The sequence below is a fragment of the Afipia sp. GW821-FHT14H12 genome, assembly GCF_058803465.1.
Genome location: NZ_JBXAOZ010000001.1, coordinates 1,959,703 through 1,984,309, shown reverse-complemented (window position 1 = coordinate 1,984,309; position 24,607 = coordinate 1,959,703). Strand labels below are relative to the sequence as shown.

The following is a 24,607-nucleotide window of genomic DNA, read 5'->3' as shown; positions in this document are numbered from 1 at the left end:
AAACCGCGCATGATCCCGAAAAGTGGATACCGGTTTTCGGACCAGATCATGCGCAACAACGCAAAGAGGACGCGATGACTAAGCGCAGTGAGGCGAAGTATAAAATCGATCGCCGTATGGGCCAGAACATCTGGGGCCGCCCGAAGAGCCCCGTCAATAAGCGCGAATACGGGCCCGGCCAGCACGGCCAGCGCCGCAAGGGCAAGCTCTCCGACTTCGGCACGCAGCTCCGCGCCAAGCAGAAGCTCAAGGGCTATTACGCCAACATTTCCGAGCGTCAGTTCTACGCCGTCTACGTCGAGGCGACCCGCCTCAAGGGCGACTCGGGCGAGAACCTGATCGGCCTGCTCGAGCGCCGCCTCGACGCCATCGTCTACCGCGCCAAGTTCGTGCCGACGATGTTCGCCGCGCGCCAGTTCATCAACCACGGCCACATCAAGGTGAACGGCAAGCGCGTCAACATCCCGAGCTACAAGGTCAAGGTCGGCGACGTCATCGAGGTGAAGGACGCCTCCAAGCAGCTCGCCACCGTGCTGGAAGCCAATCAGCTCGCTGAGCGTGACGTGCCGGACTTCATCGAAGTCGATCACGGCAAGCAGACCGCGAAGTTCACGCGCGTTCCGAACCTGTCGGAAGTTCCGTTCCCGGTTCAGATGGAGCCGCACCTCATCATCGAATTCTATTCGCGCTAATTTCCGCGCGAACTGCAAAATCAAAAGGCCGCCTCATCGGGCGGCCTTTTTCTTTGCGCCAATCGCCGGCGCGAAACATGAGTTGAGCAGAAACTAGCCCGCCGCCTGGCGTACCGAGACGCCCTTGTCGGAAAACATCTTCTGCAATTCGCCGTTCTGGAACATCTCGCGGACGATATCGCAGCCGCCAACGAATTCACCCTTCACATAAAGCTGGGGAATGGTCGGCCAGTTGGAATATTCCTTGATGCCGTTGCGCAGATCAGTCGAGTCGAGAACGTTCAGGCCCTTGTAGGGGACACCGACGTGATCGAGGATCTGGACGACCTGTCCTGAAAACCCGCACTGCGGAAACTGCGGCGTGCCCTTCATGAACAGCACGACATCGTTCGACTTCACTTCACTTTCGATAAATTGTTCGATGCTCATCGTCATATCCCTTGGCGCGGGTCCAGCCTCCGATGTCAGGATCACGGGCAGGCTGCCGCCTCGCCTATATATGTAGCCAGAATCGCATGTCCATCCAACGAAATCGCACCAAAAAGCGGGTTTTCTGCGGTCAGAACAGCGCATTTTCCCCAAATCACGCCGAAGTGTGCCGCGCCGGATAACAATCGCCCGTCGCGGGCGTAGATAAATTCATTCCGGAACTTAACTGCCAAAGCACTGTTTCCTTCCCCAAACCGGAGATTTTCGTGACAAATCGAGCTTCTGCCGCCTCCGGCGTGTCCGTTGCGTCGGCACTTCCCGAAACCTCCCTCTCCCGTACGCTTTCAAACGCCTATCGCACGGTTCGCGATGAAACCGAGCGGCGTGCGGCGCACCTGTCCGCCGAGGATCAACTCATCCAGTCGATGCCCGACGCGAGCCCGGCGAAATGGCATCGCGCCCACACCACATGGTTCTTCGAGCAATTTGTGCTCGGCCAGCATGTGCCGGGCTACAAGGTCTTTCATCCCGACTACGCCTTCCTGTTCAACTCCTACTACGTCAGCGCTGGCCCGCGTCACGCCCGCGCGCAGCGCGGCCACCTGACCCGGCCCGGCGTCGAGGCCGTCTCAGCCTATCGGCAATATGTCGATGCGCAGATGCTCGCTTTTCTCGAAAGCGCCGGCGAGGAGAAGCTGCGCGAGATCGCGCCGCTGATGGAGGTCGGTTTCAACCACGAGCAGCAGCATCAGGAGTTGATGCACACCGACATCCTCCATGCCTTCGCGCAGAATCCGATTCCACCCGTCTATGACGAGAACTGGTCGCTTCCCGCCTCCCATCGCGGCGGTGAGCCATGGTTCATGCTCAACGAAGGCATTCACACGATCGGCCATCAGGGCGACAGCTTCCATTTCGACAACGAAAAGCCGCCGCACCGGGTTCTGGTCGGTCCGGTGAAGATCGCGCGCAGCCTCGTCACTAACAAGGAATGGCTCGCCTTCATGAATGACGGCGGCTACCGCACCGCCACGCTGTGGTTGATGGATGGCTTTGCCGCTGTCGAGCGCGAGGAATGGAATGCCCCGGGCCATTGGCGCAAGATCGGGGGCGAGTGGCACATCATGACACTCGCCGGATTGAAGCCGGTCGATCCCGATGCCCCGGTGTGCCACGTCAGCTATTATGAGGCGGATGCGTTCGCCCGCTGGAGCGGCAAGCACCTGCCGACCGAAATGGAATGGGAAGTCGCGGCACGGGCCAGCCAGCTCAACGACACCTATGGCATCGTCTGGCAGTGGACACGCTCGTCCTACGCGCCCTATCCCGGCTACCGCGCCATCGAAGGCGCCCTTGGCGAATACAACGGCAAGTTCATGGTCAACCAGTACGTGCTGCGTGGCTCCTCGGTCGCAACCCCGGAGGGCCATGCACGCGTGAGCTACCGCAACTTCTTCTATCCGCATCATCGCTGGCAATTCACCGGATTGCGGCTTGCGGATTATGCCACCTGAGCGCAGCGCGCTTCACATTCATATCTGCAAACGGAGTAACGCATGAATATTCATGTATCCGCGCGAACTGAGCGTCGTGAACCCAGTTCTGTCGATCCGGCGTTCGCGCGGGATGCGATTTCCGGGCTGAGCCAATACCCTAAGAAAATTTCACCGAAATATTTCTACGACGAGATCGGATCGCATTTATTCGAGCGGATCACTCTGCTGCCGGAATACTACCCGACACGCACGGAGCTCCGCATTCTGCGCGAGCACGGGACGGATATCGCAGATTCGATTCCCGAAAACGCGGCGCTTGTGGAATTCGGGGCGGGCGCCACCACCAAGGTACGATTGTTGCTGGAAACTTGCGAGTTCGGCGCTTACGTGCCGGTGGACATTTCGGGCGATTTCCTCACGGAGCAAGCCAGGATACTCCGCTCGGATCATCCGCAACTCAAGGTCTATCCCGTAGCTGCTGATTTCACCACGGCCTTCCCGCTTCCCCACGAAATCCAGAATATGCCGAAGGTCGGATTTTTTCCCGGCTCGACCATCGGTAATTTCGACCCGACAGACGCCGAAGCCTTCCTGCGCAGCGCGCGGGCGATCCTTGGCCGTGGCGCGGCGATGATCATCGGCGTCGATCTTGAAAAAGACGAGGATACGCTGCACGCCGCTTATAACGACGCAACCGGCGTAACTGCGAAATTCAATCTCAACGTGCTGGAGCGAATGAATCGCGAGTTAGGTGCAAATTTCGATCCGGCGACCTTCGATCATCATGCACTCTACAATCACCATCTGCACCGCATCGAGATGCATCTGATCAGTCGGAAAGCCCACGCCGTCCGCATGCTGGGACGCACTTTTTCGTTCGGGGCTGACGAAAGCATCCACACCGAGTCGAGTTATAAATACAGCGTCACTCGCTTTCAGAAGCTGGCGCGCCGCGCCGGGTGGATGCCGGACAGGGTGTGGACTGACGCGCGGGACATGTTCTCGGTCCACGCGTTGCGCGCGGGTTAGGCTTCGGCGCGGTCCGCCCCGCCAAGCGAAATCGCTTCCCATACCCCCACAACGATCAGGACGATGGCGACCAGCGCCGCCAGCGTGAGCGGCGTGAGGTATGGCGCGACAGCGAACAGGAGCACCAGCAGCGTTATTCCGACCAGATGCGACAGTTGATAGATGCCGCGAATGACGTGCTTGAACAAAAGCGTGCCGAGAAGAAACAGCAGAGGCCCGCCAATGATGCTGAGCGAAGTCTTCGCATCCATGTGCCCCTGCGGATGCGCCAGCAGCACTTCGTCTCCCACCGCCGACACTACGATGCCGAGCACGATCGGCAGATGCAGATAGGTGTAGGCGATGCGCGCAAACCGGCCACTCTCTTCGGAATGACTGATCTGTTTCGCACCAGCCTCGACACCGAGATGGAAATAAACCCACCACATCGCGATGCTGCCGATCAGGCTGACCATGAAGGCCGCAATCGTCACCGCCGACCATGAAATCTCGGAGAAAGTCGCGCCGGTCACCACGATGGATTCGCCGAGAGCGATGATGATGAAGGACGCACAGCGCTCCGCCATGTGGCCGCCTTCGACATCCCAATCCTGAAAAGACGAGGCACCGAGCCCCGGCGTGCGAAAACGCATCGCGGGGCCCGCATATTCGATCGCCAGCGCGATACACCAAAAAATGGGACGTAGCGCACCCTCAACGAGGCCGCCCGCGATCCAGAACATGCCGCTGCAGGCGAGCCAGATCGCGATGCGCCACAGATTCCTCCGCATCGCGGTTTCCGACGCAGGCACGGCGAACGCGGAATACACCGTGCGGCCAAGCTGCATGGCAACGAAGGCCAGCGCGAAGGCAAGTCCCCTGCTCTCGAATGCTTTCGGAATCGAGGTCGAGAGCAACAGGCCCGCGATCATCATTGCGAATAGCATCAGCCGGGTCGGCGTGCGTTCGGGGTCAAGCCAGTTGGTGATCCAGGAGGTGTAAATCCACACCCACCACACCGCAAAGAACAGGATCAAAACCTGCAGGACGCCCAGCGGGGTGAAACGCGCGAGCAGCGTGTGCGAGATTTGGGTGATCGCGAACACGAAAACGAGGTCGAAGAACAGTTCGACATAGGTGACGCGGTGATGGCCGTGCGGGTTTTTCTGGCGCAGAAAAGAGCGTGGCGCGCTCATGGCCGCGAGCCCGTTCTCAGCGCGTTACTCCGGCACGCCCGTTTGCAGCGCCAGCGCATGCAGCACGCCGCCCATCTGACCCTTCAGTGACTGATAGACGATCTGGTGCTGCTGAACGCGAGACTTGCCGCGAAACGATTCCGAAATCACGGTTGCAGCGTAGTGATCGCCGTCTCCGGCGAGGTCGCGGATCGTGACTGTGGCATCGGGAATCGCCGCCTTGATCATGGTTTCGATATCCCGCGCGTCCATAGGCATTCCAGGGTCTCCTCTCCAGCCTGCAAGCTGTGCGTATCAGATATGCGTGATTCTAGCCCCATCAAGCCACCGCGTCACGCGGGCAATCGCCGCAACCGTCCCTATATCGCCAGCACCCACAGGAGAGTGCTCCATGAAAATCCCGGGTCCGGATCACCCCATCACCATCGCGCTGAACCCCCGGCGCGTGCGTATCACCGCCGGCGGCAAGGTGATCGCCGAGACGGCGAGAGCCCTTGTGCTTCAGGAAGCCTCCTATCCGGCGGTCCAGTACATTCCAAGGGCCGATGCCGACATGACGCTTCTGTCCGCCACCCATCACCACACCCATTGCCCTTACAAGGGCGCCGCCGGCTATTTTACCATCCATGCCGGCGGCGAGACGCTCGACAACGCGGTCTGGACCTATGAGACGCCGCATGATGCGGTGAAAGCCATCGCCAGCCATCTGGCGTTCTATCCCGACCGGGTGAAAATCGAGGAATTACCCGCCTGAGAATTGCCCGGAACTTGCCGCGCTGCTATCGGGGACCATGTCCGGACGAAATATCGCCCTCGACCGCGCCCGCACCGCCCTGACGGTGCTCGTCGTCATTCATCACGCGATCATCCCCTACACCTATTATGGGCATGCCGACGCGCAGACATGGCTCGGTTTCGACGGCATCGTTCTCGCCAACGACAGCTTCTTCATGGCGGCATTCTTTTTCCTGTCCGGCCTGTTCGTCTGGCCGAGCCTGCGCCGCAAATCGACAAGCCAGTTTCTGGCCGACCGGGCGCTGCGGCTGGCGCTGCCGTTCGCCGTGGCGGCACTGTTGCTGATGCCGCTCGCCTACTACGCGCTCGAACTGCGCCGCCCCGATCACCTCGGCTTTGCCGCGTTCTGGTGGAAGACAGTGACAGTCGGGCCGTGGCCGAGCGGGCCGGTCTGGTTCGTCTGGGTACTGCTGATGTTCGACGTGCTGGCGGCGACGATCTATCGGGTCGCCCCCGATAGCCCCGCCCCTATCAATCGCCTGTCGCTTTCAGGATATGCGCGGCCAGTGGTGTTTTTCATCGCCTTTGCCGCGGTGACGACGCTGGCTTATGTGCCGATGCGGCTTTGCTTCGGCCCCAGCAAATGGTTCGAGTTCGGGCCGCTATCGGTTCAGGCGAGCCGCGTCCTGCTCTATGCGGCCTGCTTCATGTTCGGTGCGGGTATTGGTTATGGCCATTCCGAACGTGGGCTTCTTGGTGAGGGCAATGCCTTGTCGCGGCAATGGGGCCGCTGGGCGTTGGCCGCGCTCGCGGCCTACAGCGCAATCGTGGCGCTGGTGTATTACCGGCGCGGTATCCTTCCCGATCCCGACATGCTGCCGGAATGGTGGGAGATCGCCTATGCCTTCGCATTTCCGCTATTCAGCGCGGCGATGACCTTCGCGGTGCTCGCGTGGTTCATGGGTTCGAAAAAATCCCGCGCGCCGCTGCTCGACGCCATGCAGCCCTCCGCCTACGGCATTTTCCTGATCCACTACGTTCCGGTGCTGTGGATGCAGCACTGGCTGCTCGGCAAGGACCTCTCAGCCTTCAGCAAGGCAGGACTGTCACTCGTGTTCGGATTGGGCGTGAGCTGGCTCGCAACGCTGGTCTTGCGCAGCCTGCCGGGCGCAAAGCGCGTGCTGTAGGCAAGCTCTTAGTCGCGGCCTGCCATGTAGTTCGGCAGCCAGCTTTCAAAGCCTTCCTGGAGCTTTGAGATCTCAATCGGCGCTTCGCCTTCGATCACGAGCGCATCGCCGCCGGTCTTGCCGATCTCGGCACACGGCACGCCGACCGCCTTGAGCTTGCTCATCACAGTCAGCAGATGATCGACCGGCACGGTCACGATGTAGCGCGCCTGATCCTCACCGAACCACCACGCATGCGGTAGCGTCTGCTCAGGTGCCGCATCCAGCATCGCGCCGATGCCGCTGGCCATTGCCATTTCCGCAAGCGCGACCAACAGGCCGCCGTCGGACACGTCGTGAACGGCGGTCGCGGTGCCGCTCTTGATCATGCCGCGCACCACGTCACCGTTGCGCTTCTCGGCGGCAAGATCGACCGGTGGCGGCGCGCCTTCTTCCCGGCCACAGATGTCGCGCAGATAAACCGACTGGCCGAGCCAGCCTTGGGTGTCGCCAATCAGAAGGATCGCCTCGCCCTTAGCCTTGAAGGCCAACGTCGCCGATTTCTGGAAATCGTCGAGCAAGCCGACACCGCCAATGGACGGCGTCGGGAGGATGCCACGCCCGTTGGTTTCGTTGTAAAGCGAGACGTTTCCGGACACGATCGGGAAATCGAGCGCCACGCAGGCCTGCGCAATGCCCTTCAGGCAGCCGACAAGCTGGCCCATGATCTCGGGCCGCTCCGGATTGCCGAAATTGAGGTTGTCGGTGATGGCAAGCGGCTTGCCGCCGACCGCCGTGATATTGCGCCAGGCTTCCGCCACCGCCTGCTTGCCGCCCTCAATGGGATCAGCCTCGCAATAACGCGGCGTCACGTCGACGGTGAGCGCAAGCGCCTTCGGGCCATCGAGCACGCGCACCACCGCCGCATCGCCACCTGGACGCTGCACGGTGTTGCCGCCGATGACATGATCGTATTGTTCCCACACCCAACGCTTCGAGCATAGTTCCGGCGTCGCGATCAGCTTCACCAGCGCGTCCGTCACAGGCATCGGCGCCTTCACGTCGCGCGCATGGATCATCGGCAGCGGCTCGCTCGCGACGTGCGGGCGATCGTAGAGCGGCGCTTCGGATTCCAGCTCCTTGATCGGCAGATCGGCCATCACGTCGCCACCGTGCTTGACGACAAAACGCTGGCTCGGCGTGGTGTAGCCGACGATGGCGAAGTCCAGCCCCCACTTTTTGAAGATCGCCTCGGCCTGTTTCTCCTTCTCGGGCTTGAGCACCATGAGCATGCGCTCCTGGCTCTCCGAGAGCATCATCTCGTAGGCGCTCATGCCGGTTTCGCGCGTCGGCACCGTATCAAGATCGAGATCGACGCCGAGGTCGCCCTTGGCACCCATCTCGACGGCGGAGCATGTGAGACCCGCAGCACCCATGTCCTGAATTGCAACGACGCAGCCTGCTTCCATGATCTCAAGGCAGGCTTCCAGCAACAGCTTTTCAGCGAACGGATCTCCGACCTGCACGGTCGGGCGCTTCTCGTCGCTGGCATCGTCGAACTCGGCTGACGCCATGGTCGCGCCATGGATGCCGTCGCGGCCCGTCTTCGAGCCGAGATAAACGATCGGCATGTTCACGCCGCTTGCCGCCGCATAGAAAATCTTGTCGGCTTCCGCGAGGCCGACCGCCATCGCGTTGACGAGGTTATTGCCGTCGTAGCGGGTATGGAAACGCATCTGCCCGCCGACCGTCGGCACACCAAACGAGTTGCCGTAACCGCCGACACCTGCAACCACTCCGGACACCAGATGCCGGGTCTTGGGATGCTCCGGTGCGCCAAACGACAACGCATTGAGGCAGGCAATAGGCCGCGCGCCCATCGTGAACACGTCGCGCAGGATGCCGCCGACGCCGGTGGTCGCGCCCTGATACGGCTCGATGTAGCTCGGGTGGTTGTGGCTCTCCATCTTGAAAACCACGGCGAGGCCATCACCGATATCGATCACGCCGGCGTTCTCGCCCGGTCCCTGGATCACCCACGGCGCCTTTGTCGGGAGGCCCCGCAGATGGATTCGCGAGGATTTGTATGAGCAATGCTCGTTCCACATCGCCGAGAAAATGCCGAGTTCGGTGAAGGTCGGCGTACGACCCAGCAATTTCAGGATGCGCTCGTACTCATCCGGCTTGAGGCCGTGAGACGCAATCAGCTCAGGCGTGATGGCAGGCTCGTTACGCAAAGGCTTGGTCACGCCGCTTTCTCCAGATGCGCGGCAAGGCCGGCGAACAGCCCGCGGCCATCGGTGCAGCCCATCACATCTTCAACATGGTTCTCGGGGTGCGGCATCATGCCGAGCACGTTGCCCTTCTCGCTGACGATGCCCGCGATGGACGCCGCCGCGCCGTTGAAATTATGCAGATCTCCGACATCGCCGCTGGCCGAACAGTAGCGATAGAGCACGCGGCCATCGCCTTCGAGACGCTTCAGCGTTTCGGTGTCGGCGGCGTAGTTGCCCTCGCCGTGCGCCACCGGCACGCGGATCACCTGCCCTGCATTGTAGCCGCGCGTGAACGGCGTATCCGAGCGCTCGACGCGCAGATGCACGTCGCGGCAGACGAATTGCAGCCGCGCATTGCGCATCAGGATGCCTGGCAGAAGCCCGCTCTCGCACAGAATTTGAAAACCGTTGCAGACGCCGAGCACGAGGCCGCCCTTGGCCGCGAAAACGCGCACCGCATCCATCACCGGCGAGCGCGCCGCGATCGCGCCGCAACGCAGATAATCGCCGTAGGAGAAGCCGCCAGGAATGACGACGAGATCGGTACCGGCTGGCAACTCAGTCTCGGCGTGCCAGACCATTTTCGGCTCATGGCCCGAGACGAGCTTCAGCGTGCGCGCCATGTCGCGCTCGCGATTGATGCCGGGAAAAACGAGAACGGCTGATTTCATCGGTCGGCTAGCCCAACACCTCGACGCGATAATTCTCGATCACCGTATTGGCGAGCAGCTTGTCGGCGGCAGCCTTCAGCGCGGCCTCGGCCTTCACCCTGTCGCCACCCTCGACCTCGATGTCGAAAACCTTGCCCTGCCGCACGCTGGCGATGCCATCGACGCCAAGCGATTTCAGCGCGCCTTCAATAGCCTTGCCCTGCGGATCGAGAATTCCGTTCTTCAGCGTAACCGTGACGCGCGCTTTCATTTTGTCCTCGTCATTCCGGACGAGCCGCGCAGCGGGTTGATCCGGAATCTCGTCAATAACTTCAGGATTCCGGGTCCGCGCGTGAAGCACGCGCGTTCCGGAATGACGTGTCTGAAATCAGCTCTTCACCAGCACCGGGCCGGAACCAGCCGGACGCTCGTTCTCGATCAGGATGCCGAGGCGCTTGGCGACTTCGGTATAGGCTTCAAGCAGTCCGCCGAGATCGCGGCGGAAGCGATCCTTGTCCATCTTCTCGTTCGACTTGATGTCCCACAGCCGGCACGAATCCGGCGAGATCTCGTCGGCGACGACGATGCGCATCATCTCGTTTTCGTAGAGGCGGCCGCATTCCATCTTGAAGTCGACGAGACGGATGCCGACGCCGAGGAATACGCCCGAGAGGAAATCGTTGACGCGAATGGCGAGCGCCATGATGTCGTCGATCTCCTGCGGCGTCGCCCAACCGAACGCGGTGATATGTTCTTCGGACACCATCGGATCGCCGAGCTGGTCGTTCTTGTAATAGAACTCGATGATCGAGCGCGGGAGCTGCGTGCCCTCCTCGATGCCGAGGCGCTGCGACAGCGAGCCTGCGGCGACATTGCGGACCACAACCTCAAGCGGCACGATCTCGACCTCCCGGATCAACTGCTCGCGCATATTGAGCCGCTTGATGAAATGCGTCGGCACGCCGATCTCGTTCAAATGCTGAAAAACGTATTCCGAGATCCGGTTGTTGAGGACGCCCTTGCCCTCGATGACCTGGTGTTTCTTGGCATTGAACGCGGTGGCGTCATCCTTGAAATGCTGAATCAGGGTGCCAGGCTCCGGTCCTTCATAAAGAACCTTGCCCTTGCCTTCGTAGATGCGACGCCGACGGCTCATTGGGATGTACCGAGTGTTGTTGAAATCCATGGATCGGGATGCTCCGAAACTCTACGCGACACGCGGCGGAGCTGCCGCGAAGCCCTTGATCCACGAAAACAAACCGCGAACCTAGACTCACGGGCAACCTAACCGATCGGTCCCCCTGTTACAACGCAACCCCGGCTATTTTCGGGGGTTTTACCGGCTTCTTATCGGCGTCCTGCGACCTTTCGGGACGTTGCGGGAACCACCCCCGCCTACAATATTCAAATGAGCTCCCAATTCCGGGATTCAACTGGCAGGTCAGATATATGTCGAGTTTCGATAAGCGCGAGGAAGGCTTTGAAAAGAAGTTTGCCGTCGACGAGGAACAAAAGTTCAAGGCGATCGCGCGGCGAAACAAGCTGCTTGGCCTGTGGGCGGCCGAAAAGCTCGGCCTGACCGGCGACACAGCCGCCTCCTATGCCAAGGAGGTCGTAGCCGCCGATTTCGAGGTCTCCGGCGACAGCGACGTGTTGGGCAAGGTCACCCGGGACCTTGCGGACAAGGGCGTTTCGGAACAGCAGATTCGCATGAAAATGGATGAACTGGCTGCCGTCGCAGTGGCCCAGATCAAGGCCGGGACGTAGTTTCGCCGCTCATTGATTCGTTATCCTTCGAGAGCGCGAAGGCGCGAGGGCAAAGCCCGAGCCTCGAAGGGTGACGAATCGGCCACCGCTCATTCCTCCTTGTAGCCGAGCGGCGCGTTATTACCGGTCGCGCCGTAATACTTGTACGGCAGGAACTTGCCAGACATCCCGATGCTGACTCGGTCGCCCTTCGGATCGGCCACGCGCTGCATCGTCATGTCGAAATCGATCGCCGACATGATGCCGTCGCCGAACTCCTCCTCGATCAGCGCCTTCCACGCGGGGCCGTTGATCATTACCAGTTCATAGAAGCGATAGATCAGCGGATCGGTCGGCGGCATCGGCACGCCTTCGCCGCGCATCGGCACTTCGTTGAGCAGCGCCTGCTCGACCTTCGAGAGACCGAACAGCTTCGCCGCGACCGCCGCCTGCGGCTTGGTCAGCTTCATCTGCCCGAGAATGGCGCCCACAATCAGCACGTCCGAGTGACCGCCGATCTCGGAGCAGATGTGCTTCCAGCTCCATCCATTCTCGCGCTTGATGTCGAGCAGTTTCTCGGTGAGATCGGATCGCTTCATGAGGCCTCCTGAAAATGTGGATGCCTCATTAAGAGCAACAGTCGTGCCAGCCGCTTTTCGCGGCAGGGAATGCGATTTCACGCGCCAAACGGGTCGCCTTGCTCAACGCCTGCGCCTGCCGCCGCAAAATTGGGCAATGAGAACGCCGCGCAGGAGGCGATCGCATCAGGCGCTTTCGAGACGTTTCAACTCCGCCTCAAGATCGCGCTCTATATCGGCAGCCCGCAGTGCGACCACGCGATAGCCCCGCTCGGCGAGCCATGCGCCCCGGGCAGCACGCTCGCGGACAACAGCGTCACCTTCCTCCGGGTGAACAATCTCAACCGCCATCCGCCGGGGAAACGAGACAAAATCGGGAATGTGGCGGCCGACCGGCGTTTGCCGCTTGAACTGCGCGGCGAAGCGGCGGTCCTTGGTCAGCGCCTGCCACAGGATGCGCTCGGCATCGGTCGGATTGCGGCGTAGGAGCCGCGCCAGTCCTCGCACGGAACTCGATCTACCCTCCGTTGCAGGGGAACCCTGCTCCGCCAACAGCGCCCGTAGCTGCGTGGCCTGAGTTCCATCGAGCACCCCACCCTTGGCCGGACCCTTGCGGCCCTCGGCAATCGCCATGACCACCCCATGCAGAGTGTGCATGTCCTGTTTACTCGGCTCCATCCTACTGAAAATATTACGTAAATTAACCAGCATCACATCGCGCTTCTCGGCCGGACGCAAAAATTCCACCTTGTCGAGTTCCGCGACCAGATTGTCGAAAAACGCCTGCATCTGATGCTGGGAAGCCGGCTCGGAGCGTTCTGGCATTGAAAATGGTATCATGCCACCGGACGCGAGCTTGAACCACTCGTATCCCATCAAAAGCACGGCCTGGGCCAGATTGAGCGAGGCAAATCCCGGATTGACCGGGAAGGTCACAATCCGGTTGGCGAGTGCGACCTCCTCGTTGGTCAAGCCTGAACGCTCTCGTCCGAAAAGGATGCCCGCTGTTATGTCCTGCGCCGTTCCCCCGACGATCTCGCGGGCAGCAGCGTCCGGTGCGACCACTGGCTTAGCCTGATCATGTGCGCGGGCGGTGGTGGCGAACAGCAGCGCGCAATCCGCCACCGCCGCCTCGACCGTCTCGAACAACTCCACCCGTTCCAGAATGTGATCGGCACCTGCCGCCGCCCGCTGGGCCGCCATGTTCGGCCAGCCGTCACGCGGCTTCACCAAACGTAAACGTGTCAGTCCGAAATTGCCCATGGCGCGCGCGGCCATGCCGATGTTCTCGCCAAGCTGCGGCTCCACCAGCACCACCACGGGGCCCGGCAGATCGGTGCGCGGCTTGGTCTTGTCGGTCCCCGACATGTCTTCGCTTTCCGATTCAATGGCTGAAGCGTCTGCATCAACCATCGAAGGTGGTGATTCAAGCCCTCAAGGTGCTGAATCAAGCCGTGAAGGCATTGAATCAACCCAATAAGATTTTGATTCAGAAGGCGAACAATCGGAATCAACGTCTGAAGACGATGATTCAAGCGCTTAAGAAGTTGAATCAACTTCTGAAGAAAGCGATTCAACGCCCGCCGGCGGCGGAAAATCGCCGGAAAACGGCGCCCGCTAGGCCTCAAATTCGATTGTAATCGGAATGGGTTACGGAACCCTTTTGAATCGCTGATTCCGCCCCGGCAAAGGCACGCTCCGGCACGACCTATCGCCTCCTGATACCGCCTCGAAAATCCCGTCCGGCATGCTGCTTTGAGCTGCCTTCCGCCGCCGTTCCGCGGGTGCTAAGAGGCGCGCATTCCTCGGTACCACACTCCAAAAACCTCAAAAAAGGCACGCATCCTCATGGCCAAAATCAAGGTAGCCAACCCGGTCGTCGAACTCGACGGCGATGAGATGACCCGGATCATCTGGCAGTACATCAAGGACAAGCTGATCAATCCCTTCCTCGATGTGAAGCTCGAATATTACGACCTCGGGATGGAATACCGCGACAAGACCAACGATCAGGTCACCATCGACGCGGCCAACGCGATCAAGAAGCACGGCGTCGGCGTCAAGTGCGCGACCATCACCCCGGACGAGGCCCGCGTGAAGGAATTCGGCCTCAAGGAGATGTGGAAGTCGCCGAACGGCACCATCCGCAACATCCTCGGCGGCGTCATCTTCCGTGAACCGATCATCTGCAAGAACGTGCCGCGCCTCGTGCCGGGCTGGACCAAGCCGATCATCATCGGCCGCCATGCCTTCGGCGATCAGTATCGCGCCACCGACATCAAATTCCCCGGCAAGGGCGTTCTGACGATGAAGTTCGTCGGCGAGGACGGCTCCGTGATCGAGCGCGAAGTCTTCAAGGCCCCGGGCGCCGGCGTCGCCATGAGCATGTACAATTTGGACGACTCTATCCGCGATTTCGCCCGCGCCTCGATGAATTATGGCCTGTCACGCGGCTATCCGGTGTACCTGTCGACCAAGAACACCATCCTCAAGGTGTATGACGGCCGCTTCAAGGACATCTTCCAGGAGATCTACGACGCCGAGTTCAAGTCGAAGTTCGAGGCCAAGGGTCTGACCTACGAGCACCGCCTGATCGATGACATGGTAGCCTCGGCGCTGAAATGGTCCGGCGGCTATGTCTGGGCCTGTAAGAACTACGACGGCGACGTTCAGTCCGACACCGTGGCGCAGGGCTACGGTTCGCTCGGCCTGATGACCTCGGTGCTGCTGACGCCAGACGGCAGCGTGGTGGAAGCCGAAGCCGCTCACGGCACGGTAACTCGCCACTACCGCGAGCACCAGAAGGGCAAGGAAACCTCGACCAACTCGATCGCGTCGATCTTTGCGTGGACGCAAGGGTTGGCCCACCGCGCCAAGCTCGACAACAACGCCGAACTGGCGAAGTTCGCCAAGACGCTGGAGAAGGTTTGCGTCGATACCGTCGAAAGCGGTTTCATGACCAAGGATCTGGCGCTGCTGGTCGGCCCCGACCAGAAGTGGCTTTCCACCACGGGCTTCCTCGACAAGGTCGCAGAGAACCTCACCAAGGCGATGGCTACCGCCTAACGCGGTTCAGGTACCCAAGGCAGGTTCACAAAATAAAAGGCGCGGATCACTCCGCGCCTTTTCCGTCATGAAAAAGTTTCGTGAATGAAATTGCTGAAACTCGCCGCCCGACCGGCGGTAACCGCGCGCTGCCGCAGCGCCGCATTGATTTCCGGTTTCCTCGACTCATAGAAAGGCATAAACGGTCCATAGGTATCTGGCGCGGTCACAAACGCGCCCTATTCTCCGGCCCCGGGCGAGATCATTGCGGCAAGACAACATCTCACTGGCCCCCGCCGACGCTGACCCGAACGATTCGCTACTGGCAGAAGCCGCCCAGTTACGCGCCTCGCCGACCTTCGCCACCGCCATGCGCGAATACACGGTCGCAATCGCCCGGTTTCGCGAGGCACCGCGCCTGATCAACAAGCTGATGGCTTCGGAAACACGCTTCCGTCTGACCGCTTATGTGTTCTGTTTTGCTGCCTATTATGAAAGACATGGCCCGCATGGCGGCGTCACCTACACCCAGTTGCTCGAACTATGTGCGCAGCGGGAGGAGCTCAGCCCACGTCTCCTCAAGACAACGCTGACCCTGCTGAAGCTGGCAGGCTTCATCAAAACATTGCGACACCCATCCGACCGCCGCTCGAAATCCTATCATCCGACGCCGCGCATGGTGGATTTCGTCAAGAGCTGGATGCCCCATGCGGTGAACGCCCTCGACGCCGTACAGCCGGACATGCGCCGCGCGCAGATGCTTGCGGAAGATCCGGATTTCATCCGGCGTTTCGCCGCCGCCGCCGGACACGAACATGCGACAGGCATCCCGCTGATCGACCGCATGCCCGAATTCACCTGCTTCTTCGGAAAGCGTGAGGGCGCCATCCCTGTAGTGCTAGCGGTCATGCTGTCCGATATTAACGGCACGCCGCTGCCGAGCCGGGCGCAGATCGCCAAACGTTTCGGGCTGTCGAAGACACAAGTATCGAACATGATCGCCGAGGGCAGCCGCCTCGGCTTTTTTGCCACCGACGAGACAGGAGCTCCACGCGCAACCACCTATCTGCGCGACAGCTACGGACGCTTTATTTCAATCGAACTCGCATTTTACGCACGGCACATGCGGCCGGCCTAAACAAGCCCGCCCTGCTTTACCTTTTTGAACAGAGGCAATTCAGGACGCCAGCGATGGCGCGTCCGCCTCACCGATTTGTGCGATCATCGCCTTGGCGATCTCATGCTCGCCCATGATGACCGAATTCGCACCGTGGTGCTTGAGGTGGGCGATCTCCTCTTCCGAATGCGCCCGCGCGATAATCGGCAATGTCGTGCTGATCGTGCGCGCCTTGGCGACGATCTGGCCTCCCTCGAACGCATCCGGGATCGCGACAAGCAGGCCGTGGGCGACATCCAGATTGGCCGCCTGCAGCATACCTGGCGCAGCCGCGTTGCCGCTAATGACCTCGACGCCCTCCTGCCGCAATCGCTCGACCGCGCCGGGATTATCCTCGATCACCAGGAAGGGCGTATTCGCCGCACGCAACGCCTTGCCGACCACGCTGCCAACCCGGCCGTACCCCACCAGAACGACATGGTTCGAGAGCCTGGTAACCGGCAATTCGACACGCGGCACTGCGGGTTTCTCGTCCGGCGGCAATGGTGGCGTATCCTTCTTCTCCGCCAGGATGCGATCGAGCACCGCGAACCAGAACGGATTAAGCATGATGCTGATGATCGACCCGGCGAGCACGAGGTCGCGCCCGCGCTCGGTCATCAGCGACAGACTGACGCCGAGACCGACAAGGATGAACGAGAATTCGCCGATCTGCGCGAGACTCGCCGAGATCGTCAGCGCCGTGGACTTGGAATATCCGAACACGCGCACGATGCCGTAAGCCGCGAGCGACTTGCCGAACAGAATGATGAACAGCGTCGCCAGAAGCGGCAGCGGCTCCTTCACAATGATCGAGGGATCGAACAGCATGCCGACGGAGACGAAGAATAGCACCGCGAACGCATCGCGTAGCGGCAGCGTTTCGCTGGCGGCGCGCTGGCTGAGTTCGGATTCGCTCAGGATCATGCCCGCGAAGAAAGCCCCCAGCGCGAACGACACATCGAACAGGATCGCCGCGCCGAAGGCTACGCCAAGTGAGATCGCGAACACCGCAAGACGGAACAATTCGCGCGAACCCGTATGCGCGACGTAATGCAGAAGCGCCGGAATGACGCGGCGGCCGACCACCAGCATCAGCGCCACGAACGCCGCGACCTTGCCGAGCGTCAGCGCGAGCGGCCACGCCAGCGAGACGATATCCATATCGCCTGCCGCATGGCCTTTCATGAATCCGGCCAGCGGCGGCAACATCACTAGCGTCAGAACGCAGGCGATATCCTCGACGATCAGCCAGCCCACCGCAATACGGCCACGCTCAGTATCGATCAGCCGCCGCTCCTGCATCGCGCGCAACAGCACGACGGTCGAAGCCGTCGAAAGCGCGATGCCGAACATGATGCCCTTGTCGCTGCTCCAGCCGAGAAGCCAGCCAAGGCCCCAGCCCATCACCGTGGCGGCCGAAATCTGGACAACCGCACCGGGCAGCGCGATCGCACGCACCGACCACAAATCCTTCAGGGAGAAATGAAGCCCGACGCCGAACATCAGGAGAATGATGCCGATTTCGGCAAGCTCATTAGCGATGTTCTGATCCGCAACATACCCAGGTGTGAAGGGCCCCATCACCACGCCCGCAAGCAGATAGCCCACGAGCGGCGAGATGCGGACGCGCTGGACCAGCGCGCCGAACACAAAAGCCAGTACAAGGCCAACGACAATCGTAGAGATCAGAGGAGTGTTATGATTCATGCGGCATTTTGCGGCATTCCCGAATGAGAGGCCAGAGCGTTGTCCGGCTACTCATCGCCGCAGTTTCGGCCGGATGAGCATGTGACAGCAACACGTCAACCGGCCTACAAAGCATACTGTTGATATGCCTCAACGCGTTATCATTCCGCCGCGCGATGATCTCTCATCATTTTACCAGCCGATTGGAGGTATTCATGATCAAGGATATCACCCTCAAGCTCGAAACCAACCCGGACCGCGACCGTTCACTCGATTATGCAGTGTCGATAGCCAAGGCTTTTAACGCGCATATCATCGCGATGGCATCCTGCGATCCGATCAGTTTTTCACAATACCCCATTCCATCAATACCAGACTCGGTGCTCTCGAACATCAGGGCGGAGAAGGAACGCGATGCACGCGCAGCCCTCGCGCGTTTCGAGGAAATCGCGAAGAGCCATGGCATTTCCTACGAACACGAAATCATCACCCACCGCCTGCCTCAATCGGCACAGGCATTCGCGGTAAAGGCTCGCCGCTCCGATCTCAGCGTCGTTCAGCAGACAGAACACGCCGACGACGACAACGAGATTATCATCGAGACCGCACTGTTCGATTCTGGCCGGCCTGTCCTGATTGTGCCGTACATCCAGAAAGAGGGGCTGAAACTCGATCATGTCGTATGTTGCTGGGACGGCAGTTCTACCGCCGCACGAGCGGTCAACGACGCCCTACCGCTCCTGACTCGGGCCAAAAATATCGACATCCTGATTATCGCCAACGAAAAGACGGAGGATTCCCGTCACCAGGCGAGCGGCGAAGGCATCGTGAAGCACCTCACCCGTCATGGACTGAACACCCGGTTGAAGATGCAGCACGCCCCCGACGTCAGCGTCGCCAACACGATCCTGTCCTACGTCGGCGAACACGGCAGCGATCTCATCGTCATGGGAGGCTACGGACATTCTCGCCTGCGCGAATTCGTCCTCGGCGGCGCGACGCGCAGCATTCTCACTTCAATGACGGCACCCGTCTTCATGTCACACTGAGGAAAATGACCGGCCATCCATCAGCGCTACGCGCGGCCTCCGAGCCATCAGGCCTTTCGGCTTGACCATATAGGCGCTGGCGTTCTCAAACGCCCTGCTCGATTACGGGCTTCGGCTTTGAAAGCGCCAGTGCGACCCCGGCCAGCGTAAGTACAATTGCACATATTTCGCGCCAGCCGATGCCATCACCCAGAAAGAGGGCTCCCGCGAGAATGCCGATCACAGGCACGGACAGCATCCCCACCGCCGCGGTCGTTGCGGGAAGACGGCGAATGGTCGCGAACCACGTCAGGTAACATGTCCCCATCGGCACAAGCGTCATGTAGGCCAGCATAAGGCCGCTGTCGATCCTGAGCGCTCCCATGTCCGGATGTTCGAATGCGAGGCCCAGTACGACCATTGGGAGAGATCCCAATCCTATCTGCCAGGCTACAAAGGAAATCGGTGCCACTGGCACAAGCCGGGCATTCAGAAGGCTGCCGAGTGCAAACAGAATAGCGGCGCCGAGTGCCAGAGCGACGCCGACGATCTTGTCGGATGCAAACCCAAGTGGGTGGTCTGAAAAGAGAACGAAGAGTCCTGCGAATCCCAAAATGAGTCCCGCCACGTCTCGCGGTTTCGGGCGCGAACCGAGAACGGGCCACGCAAGAAGCGTCGCCCAGATCGGCATTGTATAAACGAGAAGTGAAGCCTCGCTGATCGACAGCGTCGTCATCGAGATAGTGGTAAAACCCATCCAGGCAAAAACATTGGTGAATGAAGCAAGGAGCAGCGCCCCCCACGTCTTTCGCGGCACAGCCGAGCGTTCGCGGTTCGCCGCCGCAATCGCGAATAAGATGAGCGTCGCTACAACACCGGAAATCCCGCGCGCAAACAAAGGCGGCCAGTCACGCAGGATGATCTTCATGGCTGGCCAGTTCAGTCCCCAGCCAATCGCCGTACATGCGAGAAAAAGAAGTCCGCCCAATCGGGCCTGATGGGTGGATGCCTCTTTGTCCATTGATAGTTCCGAACGCGCCTGAAACGTCAGGCGCCCATCGCGGCCTCGATCGCCTTCAGCGCCGCATCGGCCTTCGAGCCGTCCGGCCCACCCGCCTGCGCCATGTCCGGCTTGCCGCCGCCGCCCTTGCCGCCCAGCACTTCGCTGGCTTTGCGCACGAGATCGACGGCGCTGAAGCGTGACGTCAAGTCAGGCGTCACGCCGACAACGACGCTGGCCTTGCCATCTTCACTGGTCGCCACCAGCGCGACGACACCGGAGCCGATCTGCTTCTTGCCCTGATCGGCGAGGCTCTTGAGATCCTTAACCTCGACACCCTGCACCGCGCGGGCAAGCAGTTTGACATCGCCGACACTGCGCACGTCCGAAGCAGCTGCCGCCCCGCCGGCGCTGCCTCCCCCGCCCATCGCGAGCTTCTTGCGCGCCTCAGAGAGATCGCGTTCAAGCTTCTTGCGCTCCTCGATCAGCGCCGCGACACGCACCGGCATGTCTTCGAGCGTGGTCTTCAATTCCGCGGCCGCTGTCTTCGCGGTCTGGATGCTGTGGTTGGCGGCCTGACGCGCGGCTCGGCCGGTCAGCGCCTCGATGCGGCGCACCCCGGAGGCCACCGCGCTTTCGCCGGTGATCGAAACAAGACCGATGTCGCCGGTGCGCCTCACATGCGTGCCGCCGCACAGTTCGACCGACCAGCCGAGCGCGTTGCCGCTCCCTTGCCCCATCGACACGACGCGCACTTCGTCGCCGTATTTCTCGCCGAACAGCGCCCGCGCGCCCGAGCTGCGGGCATCCTCGATGCCCATCAGCCGCGTCGTCACTTCGCCGTTCTCGAGCACGATATCGTTGGCGATGTCCTCAATGCGGCTCAATTCGTCCGGCGTGATCGGCTTGGTGTGCGCGAAGTCGAAGCGCAATCGCTCCGGCGATACCAGCGAGCCGCGCTGGGCGATATGGTCGCCGAGCACCTGACGCAGCGCTTCGTGCAGAAGATGCGTTGCCGAGTGGTTGGCACGGATCGCACCGCGACGCGCGTGATCGACTTCGAGCTGCAGCGGCGCGCCCTTCTTCAGGGTGCCCTGCTCAAGCTGGCCGATGTGAACGAACAGATCGCCAGCCTTCTTCTGCGTGTCGGTCACGCGGAAGCGCACACCGCCGTCGCCGGTGAGAACGCCGGTGTCGCCAACCTGACCGCCGGATTCGCCGTAGAACGGTGTCTGGTTCAGTACCACGGAGGCTGCATCGCCCGCCTTCAGGCTCTCAACGCTTGCGCCGTCCTTCACCAGCGCCGTCACGACGCCCTCGGCGATCTCGGTGTCGTAGCCGAGGAATTCAGTCGCGCCGAGTTCCTCGCGCAGCGGGAACCAGATCTTCTCCGCCGCGGTGTCGCCCGAGCCCGCCCACGACGCGCGCGCCTTCGCCTTCTGGCGTTCCATCGCGTCGGTGAAGGATGCGAGATCGACACCGATGCCGCGATTGCGCAGCGCGTCCTGCGTCAGATCGAGCGGGAAGCCGTAAGTGTCGTACAGCGTGAACGCCGTCTCGCCATCGAACATATCGCCCTTGTGCAGCGCCGCGCTCTTTTCATCGAGAATAGCAAGACCACGATCCAGCGTCTTGCGGAAGCGGGTCTCTTCGAGCTTCAGCGTTTCCTCGATCAGCGCTTCGGCACGCACCAGTTCGGGATACGCCTGCCCCATCTCGCGCACCAGCGCCCAGACGAGGCGATGCATCAGCGGATCCTTTGCGCCGAGCAACTGCGCATGACGCATCGCGCGACGCATGATCCGGCGCAGCACGTAACCGCGGCCTTCGTTCGAGGGCAGCACACCATCCGCAATCAGGAACGACGAGGCGCGCAGATGATCGGCGATCACACGCAGCGACGCCTTCTGCGCACCATGCGGATCGGCGCCGGTGAGATCGGAGATGGCACGGATCAACGCCACGAACAGGTCGATGTCGTAATTGTCGTGCTTGCCCTGCAGCACGGCGGCGATGCGCTCGAGGCCCATGCCGGTATCGATCGAGGGGTGCGGCAGCGGGTTGCGATTGCCCGGCGCGATCTGATCGAACTGCATGAAGACGAGATTCCAGATCTCGATGAAGCGGTCGCCATCTTCATCCGGCGATCCGGGAGGACCACCCGGCACCTTGTCGCCATGGTCGAAGAAGATTTCCGAGCACGGTCCGCAGGGGCCGGTGTCGCCCATCTGCCAGAAATTGTCGGAGGTCCCGATGCGAACAATCCTGGATTCGGGCAGCCCTGCGATCTTCTTCCACAGCCCGAATGCCTCGTCGTCCTCGGCATAGACCGTCACCAGAAGGCGATCCTTGGGAAGCGCAAAATCCTTGGTAATCAGCGTCCACGCCAGTTCGATCGCTCGATCCTTGAAATAGTTGCCGAACGAGAAGTTGCCCAGCATCTCGAAAAAGGTGTGGTGGCGAGCGGTGTAGCCGACATTGTCGAGGTCGTTGTGCTTGCCGCCGGCGCGGACGCATTTCTGCGAGGTGGTGGCGCGCTGGTAAGGGCGCTTCTCCAGACCCGTGAACACGTTCTTGAACTGCACCATGCCCGCATTGGTGAACATCAATGTCGGATCGTTGCGGGGAACCAGCGGCGAGGACGGGACGATCTCGTGCCCGTTTTTCGCGAAAAAATTGAGAAACCCAGACCTGATCTCGTTAACGCCGCTCATAACCGTCCAATCGACCTTGCGAATCCGTGCCGGACCATGCCGGGCAAAATGCAGATTTTCCAGCCGCTTTTAGACGGGGGATGCCATCCTTGTCCACAAAACGGGCGAAACCCGGCAAACCATCATTTAACGGAGGGATGACGGCAGACAGCCGCGTTGACAGTCCCAGAATCCCGTGTTTTGCTTTGCAGCATAACGACCCGCACACCGGGAGAGACTGGCCGCTTTGAAATGGAAAGCAGCCGGCGCCGAAGGAGCAACCGCCCCGGAAACTCTCAGGCAAAAGGACCGTGTGAGGGACGATACATCTGGAAAGAGATACGGCCGGAAACGGTGCGGTATCCGCCGACGGGATAATACTCTCAGGCACAGCGACAGGTGGGGCTTCGGCAGGGTTTCGGGACTTTTCCCGCAAACCCACAGGAGCAACCCATGCTGGCGCAACCCAACACCCCTTCCGAACTGAAAAACGTACCCCTGCACGCGCTGCACGTCTCTTGCGGCGGCAAAATGGTGCCATTCGCCGGCTATGAGATGCCGGTGCAATACGCGGCTGGGGTATTGAAAGAACACCTCCATACTCGCACTTCCGCCGGCCTGTTCGACGTCTCACACATGGGCCAGATCAGGCTCCGGCCGAAATCGGGCCGGATCGAGGATGCGGCAACGGCGCTGGAGCGTCTCGTTCCGCAGGACATTCTTGGCATCGCACCGGGGCGCCAGCGCTATGCGCTATTCACCAATGATGAGGGCGGTATCCTTGATGACCTGATGGTCGCTAATTTCGGCGACGAGTTGTTTCTGGTGGTGAACGCCGCCTGCAAGGCTGCCGACGAGGCGCATCTGCGCGACCATCTGGCCCGCGATTGCGAGATCATCCCCCTGCCCGACCGCGCACTTATCGCCCTGCAGGGCCCGAAGGCCGTGGACGTGCTGGCGAAGTTCGATGCCGCTATCGCGTCGATGCGCTTCATGGACAGCGGCCCGCGCACCCTGATGGGCATCCCCTGCTTCGTCTCGCGCTCGGGCTATACCGGCGAGGACGGTTTTGAGATTTCGGTCCCCGCCGCGGACGCCGAGCGGCTGGTGACGACGTTGCTCGCGGACGCCGCGGTGCTTCCCGTGGGTCTTGGCGCGCGCGACAGTCTGCGGCTCGAAGCTGGTCTCTGTCTTTACGGCCACGACATCGACACAACCACGACGCCGATTGAAGCGGCGCTTGAATGGTCGATCCAGAAAGCCCGCCGCAAGGGCGGCGCGCGCGAGGGCAGATTTCCCGGTGCAACCACCATCCTGCGCCAATTGGAAGAAGGCGCCCCGCGCCGTCGCGTCGGCCTGAAGGCGGAAGGACGTGCCCCGGTGCGTGAAGGCGCGCCTTTATTCGCCGACGCATCCTCCACCAACAAGATCGGCCGCGTCACATCCGGCGGTTTCGGCCCGAGCGTCAACGGGCCCGTCGCCATGGGCTATGTGCCCACCCCGCTCGCCACGCCGGGTACCGGACTGTTCACCGAAGTGCGCGGAAGCCGCCTGCCGATGCAGACCGCCAAACTGCCTTTCGTCGCTCCCACCTATCAACGCTGAGGAAATCCATGACCACGCTTTTCACTTCCGATCATGAATGGCTCCAGATCGACGGCGATACCGCAACCATCGGCATCACCGACTTCGCACAGAACCAGCTCGGCGACGTGGTGTTCGTCGAGCTGCCCAAGGCAGGCCGCACCCTGAAGAAGGCCGAAACCGCCGCGACCGTGGAGAGCGTGAAGGCGGCATCGGACGTCTACGCACCGGTGTCCGGCGAAGTCATCGAGTCCAACGACGCGCTCGCCGCCGATCCCTCGCTCATCAATTCCGACCCGCAGGGCAAGGCGTGGTTCTTCAAGCTTAAGCTCGCCGACAAGAGCGAACTGGACGGGCTAATGGATGAAGCGGCCTACAAGGCGCAGACGGAGTGACCCTTTTCGTCATGCCGGGACGCGCTCTGCATGACGAGACCAGAC

General features: G+C 61.2%; 24 protein-coding genes and 1 riboswitch. Of the genes, 11 read left to right on the top strand and 13 right to left on the bottom strand.

Annotated features, from left to right (window positions below; translation table 11 throughout):
• Positions 1-74 precede the first annotated feature (74 nt).
• Positions 75-692: a 30S ribosomal protein S4 gene (rpsD, locus tag AC1RNA_RS09915; RefSeq protein ID WP_009336893.1), complete on the top strand. Its 618-nt coding sequence runs from the start codon at positions 75-77 to the stop codon at positions 690-692.
• Positions 693-785: 93 nt separating this feature from the next.
• On the opposite strand, the gene grxD is transcribed toward rpsD, so the two are convergent.
• Both grxD and AC1RNA_RS09905 read right to left on the bottom strand, forming a co-directional pair.
• Positions 786-1,121 carry a Grx4 family monothiol glutaredoxin gene (gene grxD / locus AC1RNA_RS09910; protein WP_082157021.1) on the bottom strand — a complete coding sequence of 112 codons (336 nt, stop codon included), beginning with the start codon at positions 1,119-1,121 and terminating at the stop codon, positions 786-788.
• 41 nt (positions 1,122-1,162) lie between these two features.
• Positions 1,163-1,354, bottom strand: coding sequence for a hypothetical protein (locus tag AC1RNA_RS09905; protein ID WP_492950984.1), 192 nt, complete (start codon positions 1,352-1,354; stop codon positions 1,163-1,165).
• Positions 1,355-1,387: 33 nt separating this feature from the next.
• On the opposite strand from AC1RNA_RS09905, the gene egtB reads away from it, so the two are divergent.
• Both egtB and egtD read left to right on the top strand, forming a co-directional pair.
• Positions 1,388-2,635 carry an ergothioneine biosynthesis protein EgtB gene (egtB, locus tag AC1RNA_RS09900; RefSeq protein ID WP_492950983.1) on the top strand — a complete coding sequence of 416 codons (1,248 nt, stop codon included), beginning with the start codon at positions 1,388-1,390 and terminating at the stop codon, positions 2,633-2,635.
• Positions 2,636-2,677: 42 nt separating this feature from the next.
• Positions 2,678-3,646, top strand: coding sequence for an L-histidine N(alpha)-methyltransferase (gene egtD, locus AC1RNA_RS09895; protein ID WP_492950982.1), 969 nt, complete (start codon positions 2,678-2,680; stop codon positions 3,644-3,646).
• Here egtD and AC1RNA_RS09890 read toward each other — a convergent pair.
• Together AC1RNA_RS09890 and AC1RNA_RS09885 are read right to left on the bottom strand one after the other, a co-directional pair.
• Complete coding sequence (locus tag AC1RNA_RS09890; RefSeq protein WP_492950981.1) at positions 3,643-4,821, bottom strand: low temperature requirement protein A; 1,179 nt, start codon at positions 4,819-4,821, stop codon at positions 3,643-3,645. The two genes, egtD and AC1RNA_RS09890, sit on opposite strands and share 4 nt — an antisense overlap.
• 24 nt (positions 4,822-4,845) lie before the next feature.
• Positions 4,846-5,079: a BolA family protein gene (locus AC1RNA_RS09885; RefSeq protein ID WP_002715225.1), complete on the bottom strand. Its 234-nt coding sequence runs from the start codon at positions 5,077-5,079 to the stop codon at positions 4,846-4,848.
• Between the two features lie 133 nt (positions 5,080-5,212).
• Here AC1RNA_RS09885 and AC1RNA_RS09880 point away from each other — a divergent pair, with 133 nt between their 5' ends.
• Both AC1RNA_RS09880 and AC1RNA_RS09875 read left to right on the top strand, forming a co-directional pair.
• Complete coding sequence (locus AC1RNA_RS09880; RefSeq protein ID WP_492950980.1) at positions 5,213-5,575, top strand: DUF427 domain-containing protein; 363 nt, start codon at positions 5,213-5,215, stop codon at positions 5,573-5,575.
• Between the two features lie 37 nt (positions 5,576-5,612).
• On the top strand, positions 5,613-6,743 hold the full coding sequence (locus AC1RNA_RS09875) for an acyltransferase family protein (RefSeq protein WP_492950979.1): 1,131 nt from the start codon (positions 5,613-5,615) through the stop codon (positions 6,741-6,743).
• Positions 6,744-6,751: 8 nt separating this feature from the next.
• Here the strand turns inward: AC1RNA_RS09875 and purL are convergent, their stop codons facing one another.
• The 4 genes from purL to purC form a co-directional block, all read right to left on the bottom strand.
• Positions 6,752-8,971, bottom strand: a complete 2,220-nt coding sequence (purL, locus tag AC1RNA_RS09870; RefSeq protein ID WP_492950978.1) for a phosphoribosylformylglycinamidine synthase subunit PurL — start codon at positions 8,969-8,971, stop codon at positions 6,752-6,754.
• Positions 8,968-9,669 carry a phosphoribosylformylglycinamidine synthase subunit PurQ gene (gene purQ / locus AC1RNA_RS09865; RefSeq protein ID WP_040297665.1) on the bottom strand — a complete coding sequence of 234 codons (702 nt, stop codon included), beginning with the start codon at positions 9,667-9,669 and terminating at the stop codon, positions 8,968-8,970. The genes purL and purQ overlap by 4 nt, the downstream gene beginning before the upstream one ends.
• Before the next feature lie 7 nt (positions 9,670-9,676).
• Entirely contained in the window at positions 9,677-9,919 is a 243-nt protein-coding gene (purS, locus tag AC1RNA_RS09860; RefSeq protein ID WP_009336908.1) for a phosphoribosylformylglycinamidine synthase subunit PurS, read from the bottom strand.
• Between the two features lie 117 nt (positions 9,920-10,036).
• Positions 10,037-10,804 (bottom strand): phosphoribosylaminoimidazolesuccinocarboxamide synthase, encoded by a 768-nt coding sequence (purC, locus tag AC1RNA_RS09855; RefSeq protein ID WP_156186818.1) that lies wholly within the window; start codon positions 10,802-10,804, stop codon positions 10,037-10,039.
• A gap of 293 nt (positions 10,805-11,097) precedes the next feature.
• Here purC and AC1RNA_RS09850 point away from each other — a divergent pair, with 293 nt between their 5' ends.
• A complete protein-coding gene (locus AC1RNA_RS09850; protein ID WP_009336913.1) occupies positions 11,098-11,415 on the top strand; it encodes a DUF1476 domain-containing protein in 318 nt (105 codons plus the stop codon).
• Positions 11,416-11,504: 89 nt separating this feature from the next.
• On the opposite strand, the gene cynS is transcribed toward AC1RNA_RS09850, so the two are convergent.
• Positions 11,505-11,993: a cyanase gene (cynS, locus tag AC1RNA_RS09845; protein WP_009336914.1), complete on the bottom strand. Its 489-nt coding sequence runs from the start codon at positions 11,991-11,993 to the stop codon at positions 11,505-11,507.
• A 165-nt stretch (positions 11,994-12,158) separates the two neighbouring features.
• Entirely contained in the window at positions 12,159-13,340 is a 1,182-nt protein-coding gene (locus tag AC1RNA_RS09840; RefSeq protein ID WP_492950977.1) for a TrmJ/YjtD family RNA methyltransferase, read from the bottom strand.
• A gap of 480 nt (positions 13,341-13,820) precedes the next feature.
• On the opposite strand from AC1RNA_RS09840, the gene AC1RNA_RS09835 reads away from it, so the two are divergent.
• On the top strand, positions 13,821-15,038 hold the full coding sequence (locus AC1RNA_RS09835) for an NADP-dependent isocitrate dehydrogenase (protein WP_009336916.1): 1,218 nt from the start codon (positions 13,821-13,823) through the stop codon (positions 15,036-15,038).
• Between the two features lie 259 nt (positions 15,039-15,297).
• Entirely contained in the window at positions 15,298-16,155 is an 858-nt protein-coding gene (locus AC1RNA_RS09830) for a hypothetical protein (RefSeq protein WP_492951205.1), read from the top strand.
• Positions 16,156-16,194: 39 nt separating this feature from the next.
• Here the strand turns inward: AC1RNA_RS09830 and ybaL are convergent, their stop codons facing one another.
• A complete protein-coding gene (gene ybaL, locus AC1RNA_RS09825) occupies positions 16,195-17,883 on the bottom strand; it encodes a YbaL family putative K(+) efflux transporter (RefSeq protein WP_492950976.1) in 1,689 nt (562 codons plus the stop codon).
• A 194-nt stretch (positions 17,884-18,077) separates the two neighbouring features.
• Between ybaL and AC1RNA_RS09820 the strand changes: the two genes are divergently transcribed.
• The gene (locus tag AC1RNA_RS09820; protein WP_492950975.1) at positions 18,078-18,911 is read left to right on the top strand and encodes a universal stress protein; all 834 of its coding nucleotides are present in this window, start codon (positions 18,078-18,080) and stop codon (positions 18,909-18,911) included.
• An 85-nt stretch (positions 18,912-18,996) separates the two neighbouring features.
• On the opposite strand, the gene AC1RNA_RS09815 is transcribed toward AC1RNA_RS09820, so the two are convergent.
• Together AC1RNA_RS09815 and alaS are read right to left on the bottom strand one after the other, a co-directional pair.
• The gene (locus tag AC1RNA_RS09815; RefSeq protein WP_492950974.1) at positions 18,997-19,911 is read right to left on the bottom strand and encodes a DMT family transporter; all 915 of its coding nucleotides are present in this window, start codon (positions 19,909-19,911) and stop codon (positions 18,997-18,999) included.
• 26 nt (positions 19,912-19,937) lie between these two features.
• Positions 19,938-22,604: an alanine--tRNA ligase gene (alaS, locus tag AC1RNA_RS09810; protein ID WP_492950973.1), complete on the bottom strand. Its 2,667-nt coding sequence runs from the start codon at positions 22,602-22,604 to the stop codon at positions 19,938-19,940.
• 198 nt (positions 22,605-22,802) lie between these two features.
• Positions 22,803-22,904: riboswitch (glycine riboswitch) on the top strand.
• 132 nt (positions 22,905-23,036) lie between these two features.
• On the opposite strand from alaS, the gene gcvT reads away from it, so the two are divergent.
• Positions 23,037-24,188 (top strand): glycine cleavage system aminomethyltransferase GcvT, encoded by a 1,152-nt coding sequence (gcvT, locus tag AC1RNA_RS09805; RefSeq protein WP_492950972.1) that lies wholly within the window; start codon positions 23,037-23,039, stop codon positions 24,186-24,188.
• Between the two features lie 8 nt (positions 24,189-24,196).
• A complete protein-coding gene (gene gcvH / locus AC1RNA_RS09800) occupies positions 24,197-24,562 on the top strand; it encodes a glycine cleavage system protein GcvH (protein WP_009336923.1) in 366 nt (121 codons plus the stop codon).
• The last annotated feature ends 45 nt before the right edge of the window (positions 24,563-24,607 follow it).

Bases quoted from the DNA above. Each gene is read 5' to 3' on its own strand.
- AC1RNA_RS09890 (WP_492950981.1), bottom strand. From the start codon at position 4,821: ATGAGCGCGCCACGCTCTTTTCTGCGCCAGAAAAACCCGCACGGCCAT.
- AC1RNA_RS09880 (WP_492950980.1), top strand. From the start codon at position 5,213: ATGAAAATCCCGGGTCCGGATCACCCCATCACCATCGCGCTGAACCCC.
- AC1RNA_RS09875 (WP_492950979.1), top strand. From the start codon at position 5,613: ATGTCCGGACGAAATATCGCCCTCGACCGCGCCCGCACCGCCCTGACG.
- rpsD (WP_009336893.1), top strand. From the start codon at position 75: ATGACTAAGCGCAGTGAGGCGAAGTATAAAATCGATCGCCGTATGGGC.
- purQ (WP_040297665.1), bottom strand. From the start codon at position 9,669: ATGAAATCAGCCGTTCTCGTTTTTCCCGGCATCAATCGCGAGCGCGAC.
- AC1RNA_RS09885 (WP_002715225.1), bottom strand. From the start codon at position 5,079: ATGCCTATGGACGCGCGGGATATCGAAACCATGATCAAGGCGGCGATT.
- ybaL (WP_492950976.1), bottom strand. From the start codon at position 17,883: ATGAATCATAACACTCCTCTGATCTCTACGATTGTCGTTGGCCTTGTA.
- AC1RNA_RS09820 (WP_492950975.1), top strand. From the start codon at position 18,078: ATGATCAAGGATATCACCCTCAAGCTCGAAACCAACCCGGACCGCGAC.
- gcvH (WP_009336923.1), top strand. From the start codon at position 24,197: ATGACCACGCTTTTCACTTCCGATCATGAATGGCTCCAGATCGACGGC.
- AC1RNA_RS09835 (WP_009336916.1), top strand. From the start codon at position 13,821: ATGGCCAAAATCAAGGTAGCCAACCCGGTCGTCGAACTCGACGGCGAT.
- egtD (WP_492950982.1), top strand. From the start codon at position 2,678: ATGAATATTCATGTATCCGCGCGAACTGAGCGTCGTGAACCCAGTTCT.
- AC1RNA_RS09850 (WP_009336913.1), top strand. From the start codon at position 11,098: ATGTCGAGTTTCGATAAGCGCGAGGAAGGCTTTGAAAAGAAGTTTGCC.
- AC1RNA_RS09815 (WP_492950974.1), bottom strand. From the start codon at position 19,911: ATGGACAAAGAGGCATCCACCCATCAGGCCCGATTGGGCGGACTTCTT.
- cynS (WP_009336914.1), bottom strand. From the start codon at position 11,993: ATGAAGCGATCCGATCTCACCGAGAAACTGCTCGACATCAAGCGCGAG.
- gcvT (WP_492950972.1), top strand. From the start codon at position 23,037: ATGCTGGCGCAACCCAACACCCCTTCCGAACTGAAAAACGTACCCCTG.
- purS (WP_009336908.1), bottom strand. From the start codon at position 9,919: ATGAAAGCGCGCGTCACGGTTACGCTGAAGAACGGAATTCTCGATCCG.
- AC1RNA_RS09840 (WP_492950977.1), bottom strand. From the start codon at position 13,340: ATGTCGGGGACCGACAAGACCAAGCCGCGCACCGATCTGCCGGGCCCC.
- purC (WP_156186818.1), bottom strand. From the start codon at position 10,804: ATGAGCCGTCGGCGTCGCATCTACGAAGGCAAGGGCAAGGTTCTTTAT.
- grxD (WP_082157021.1), bottom strand. From the start codon at position 1,121: ATGAGCATCGAACAATTTATCGAAAGTGAAGTGAAGTCGAACGATGTC.
- alaS (WP_492950973.1), bottom strand. From the start codon at position 22,604: ATGAGCGGCGTTAACGAGATCAGGTCTGGGTTTCTCAATTTTTTCGCG.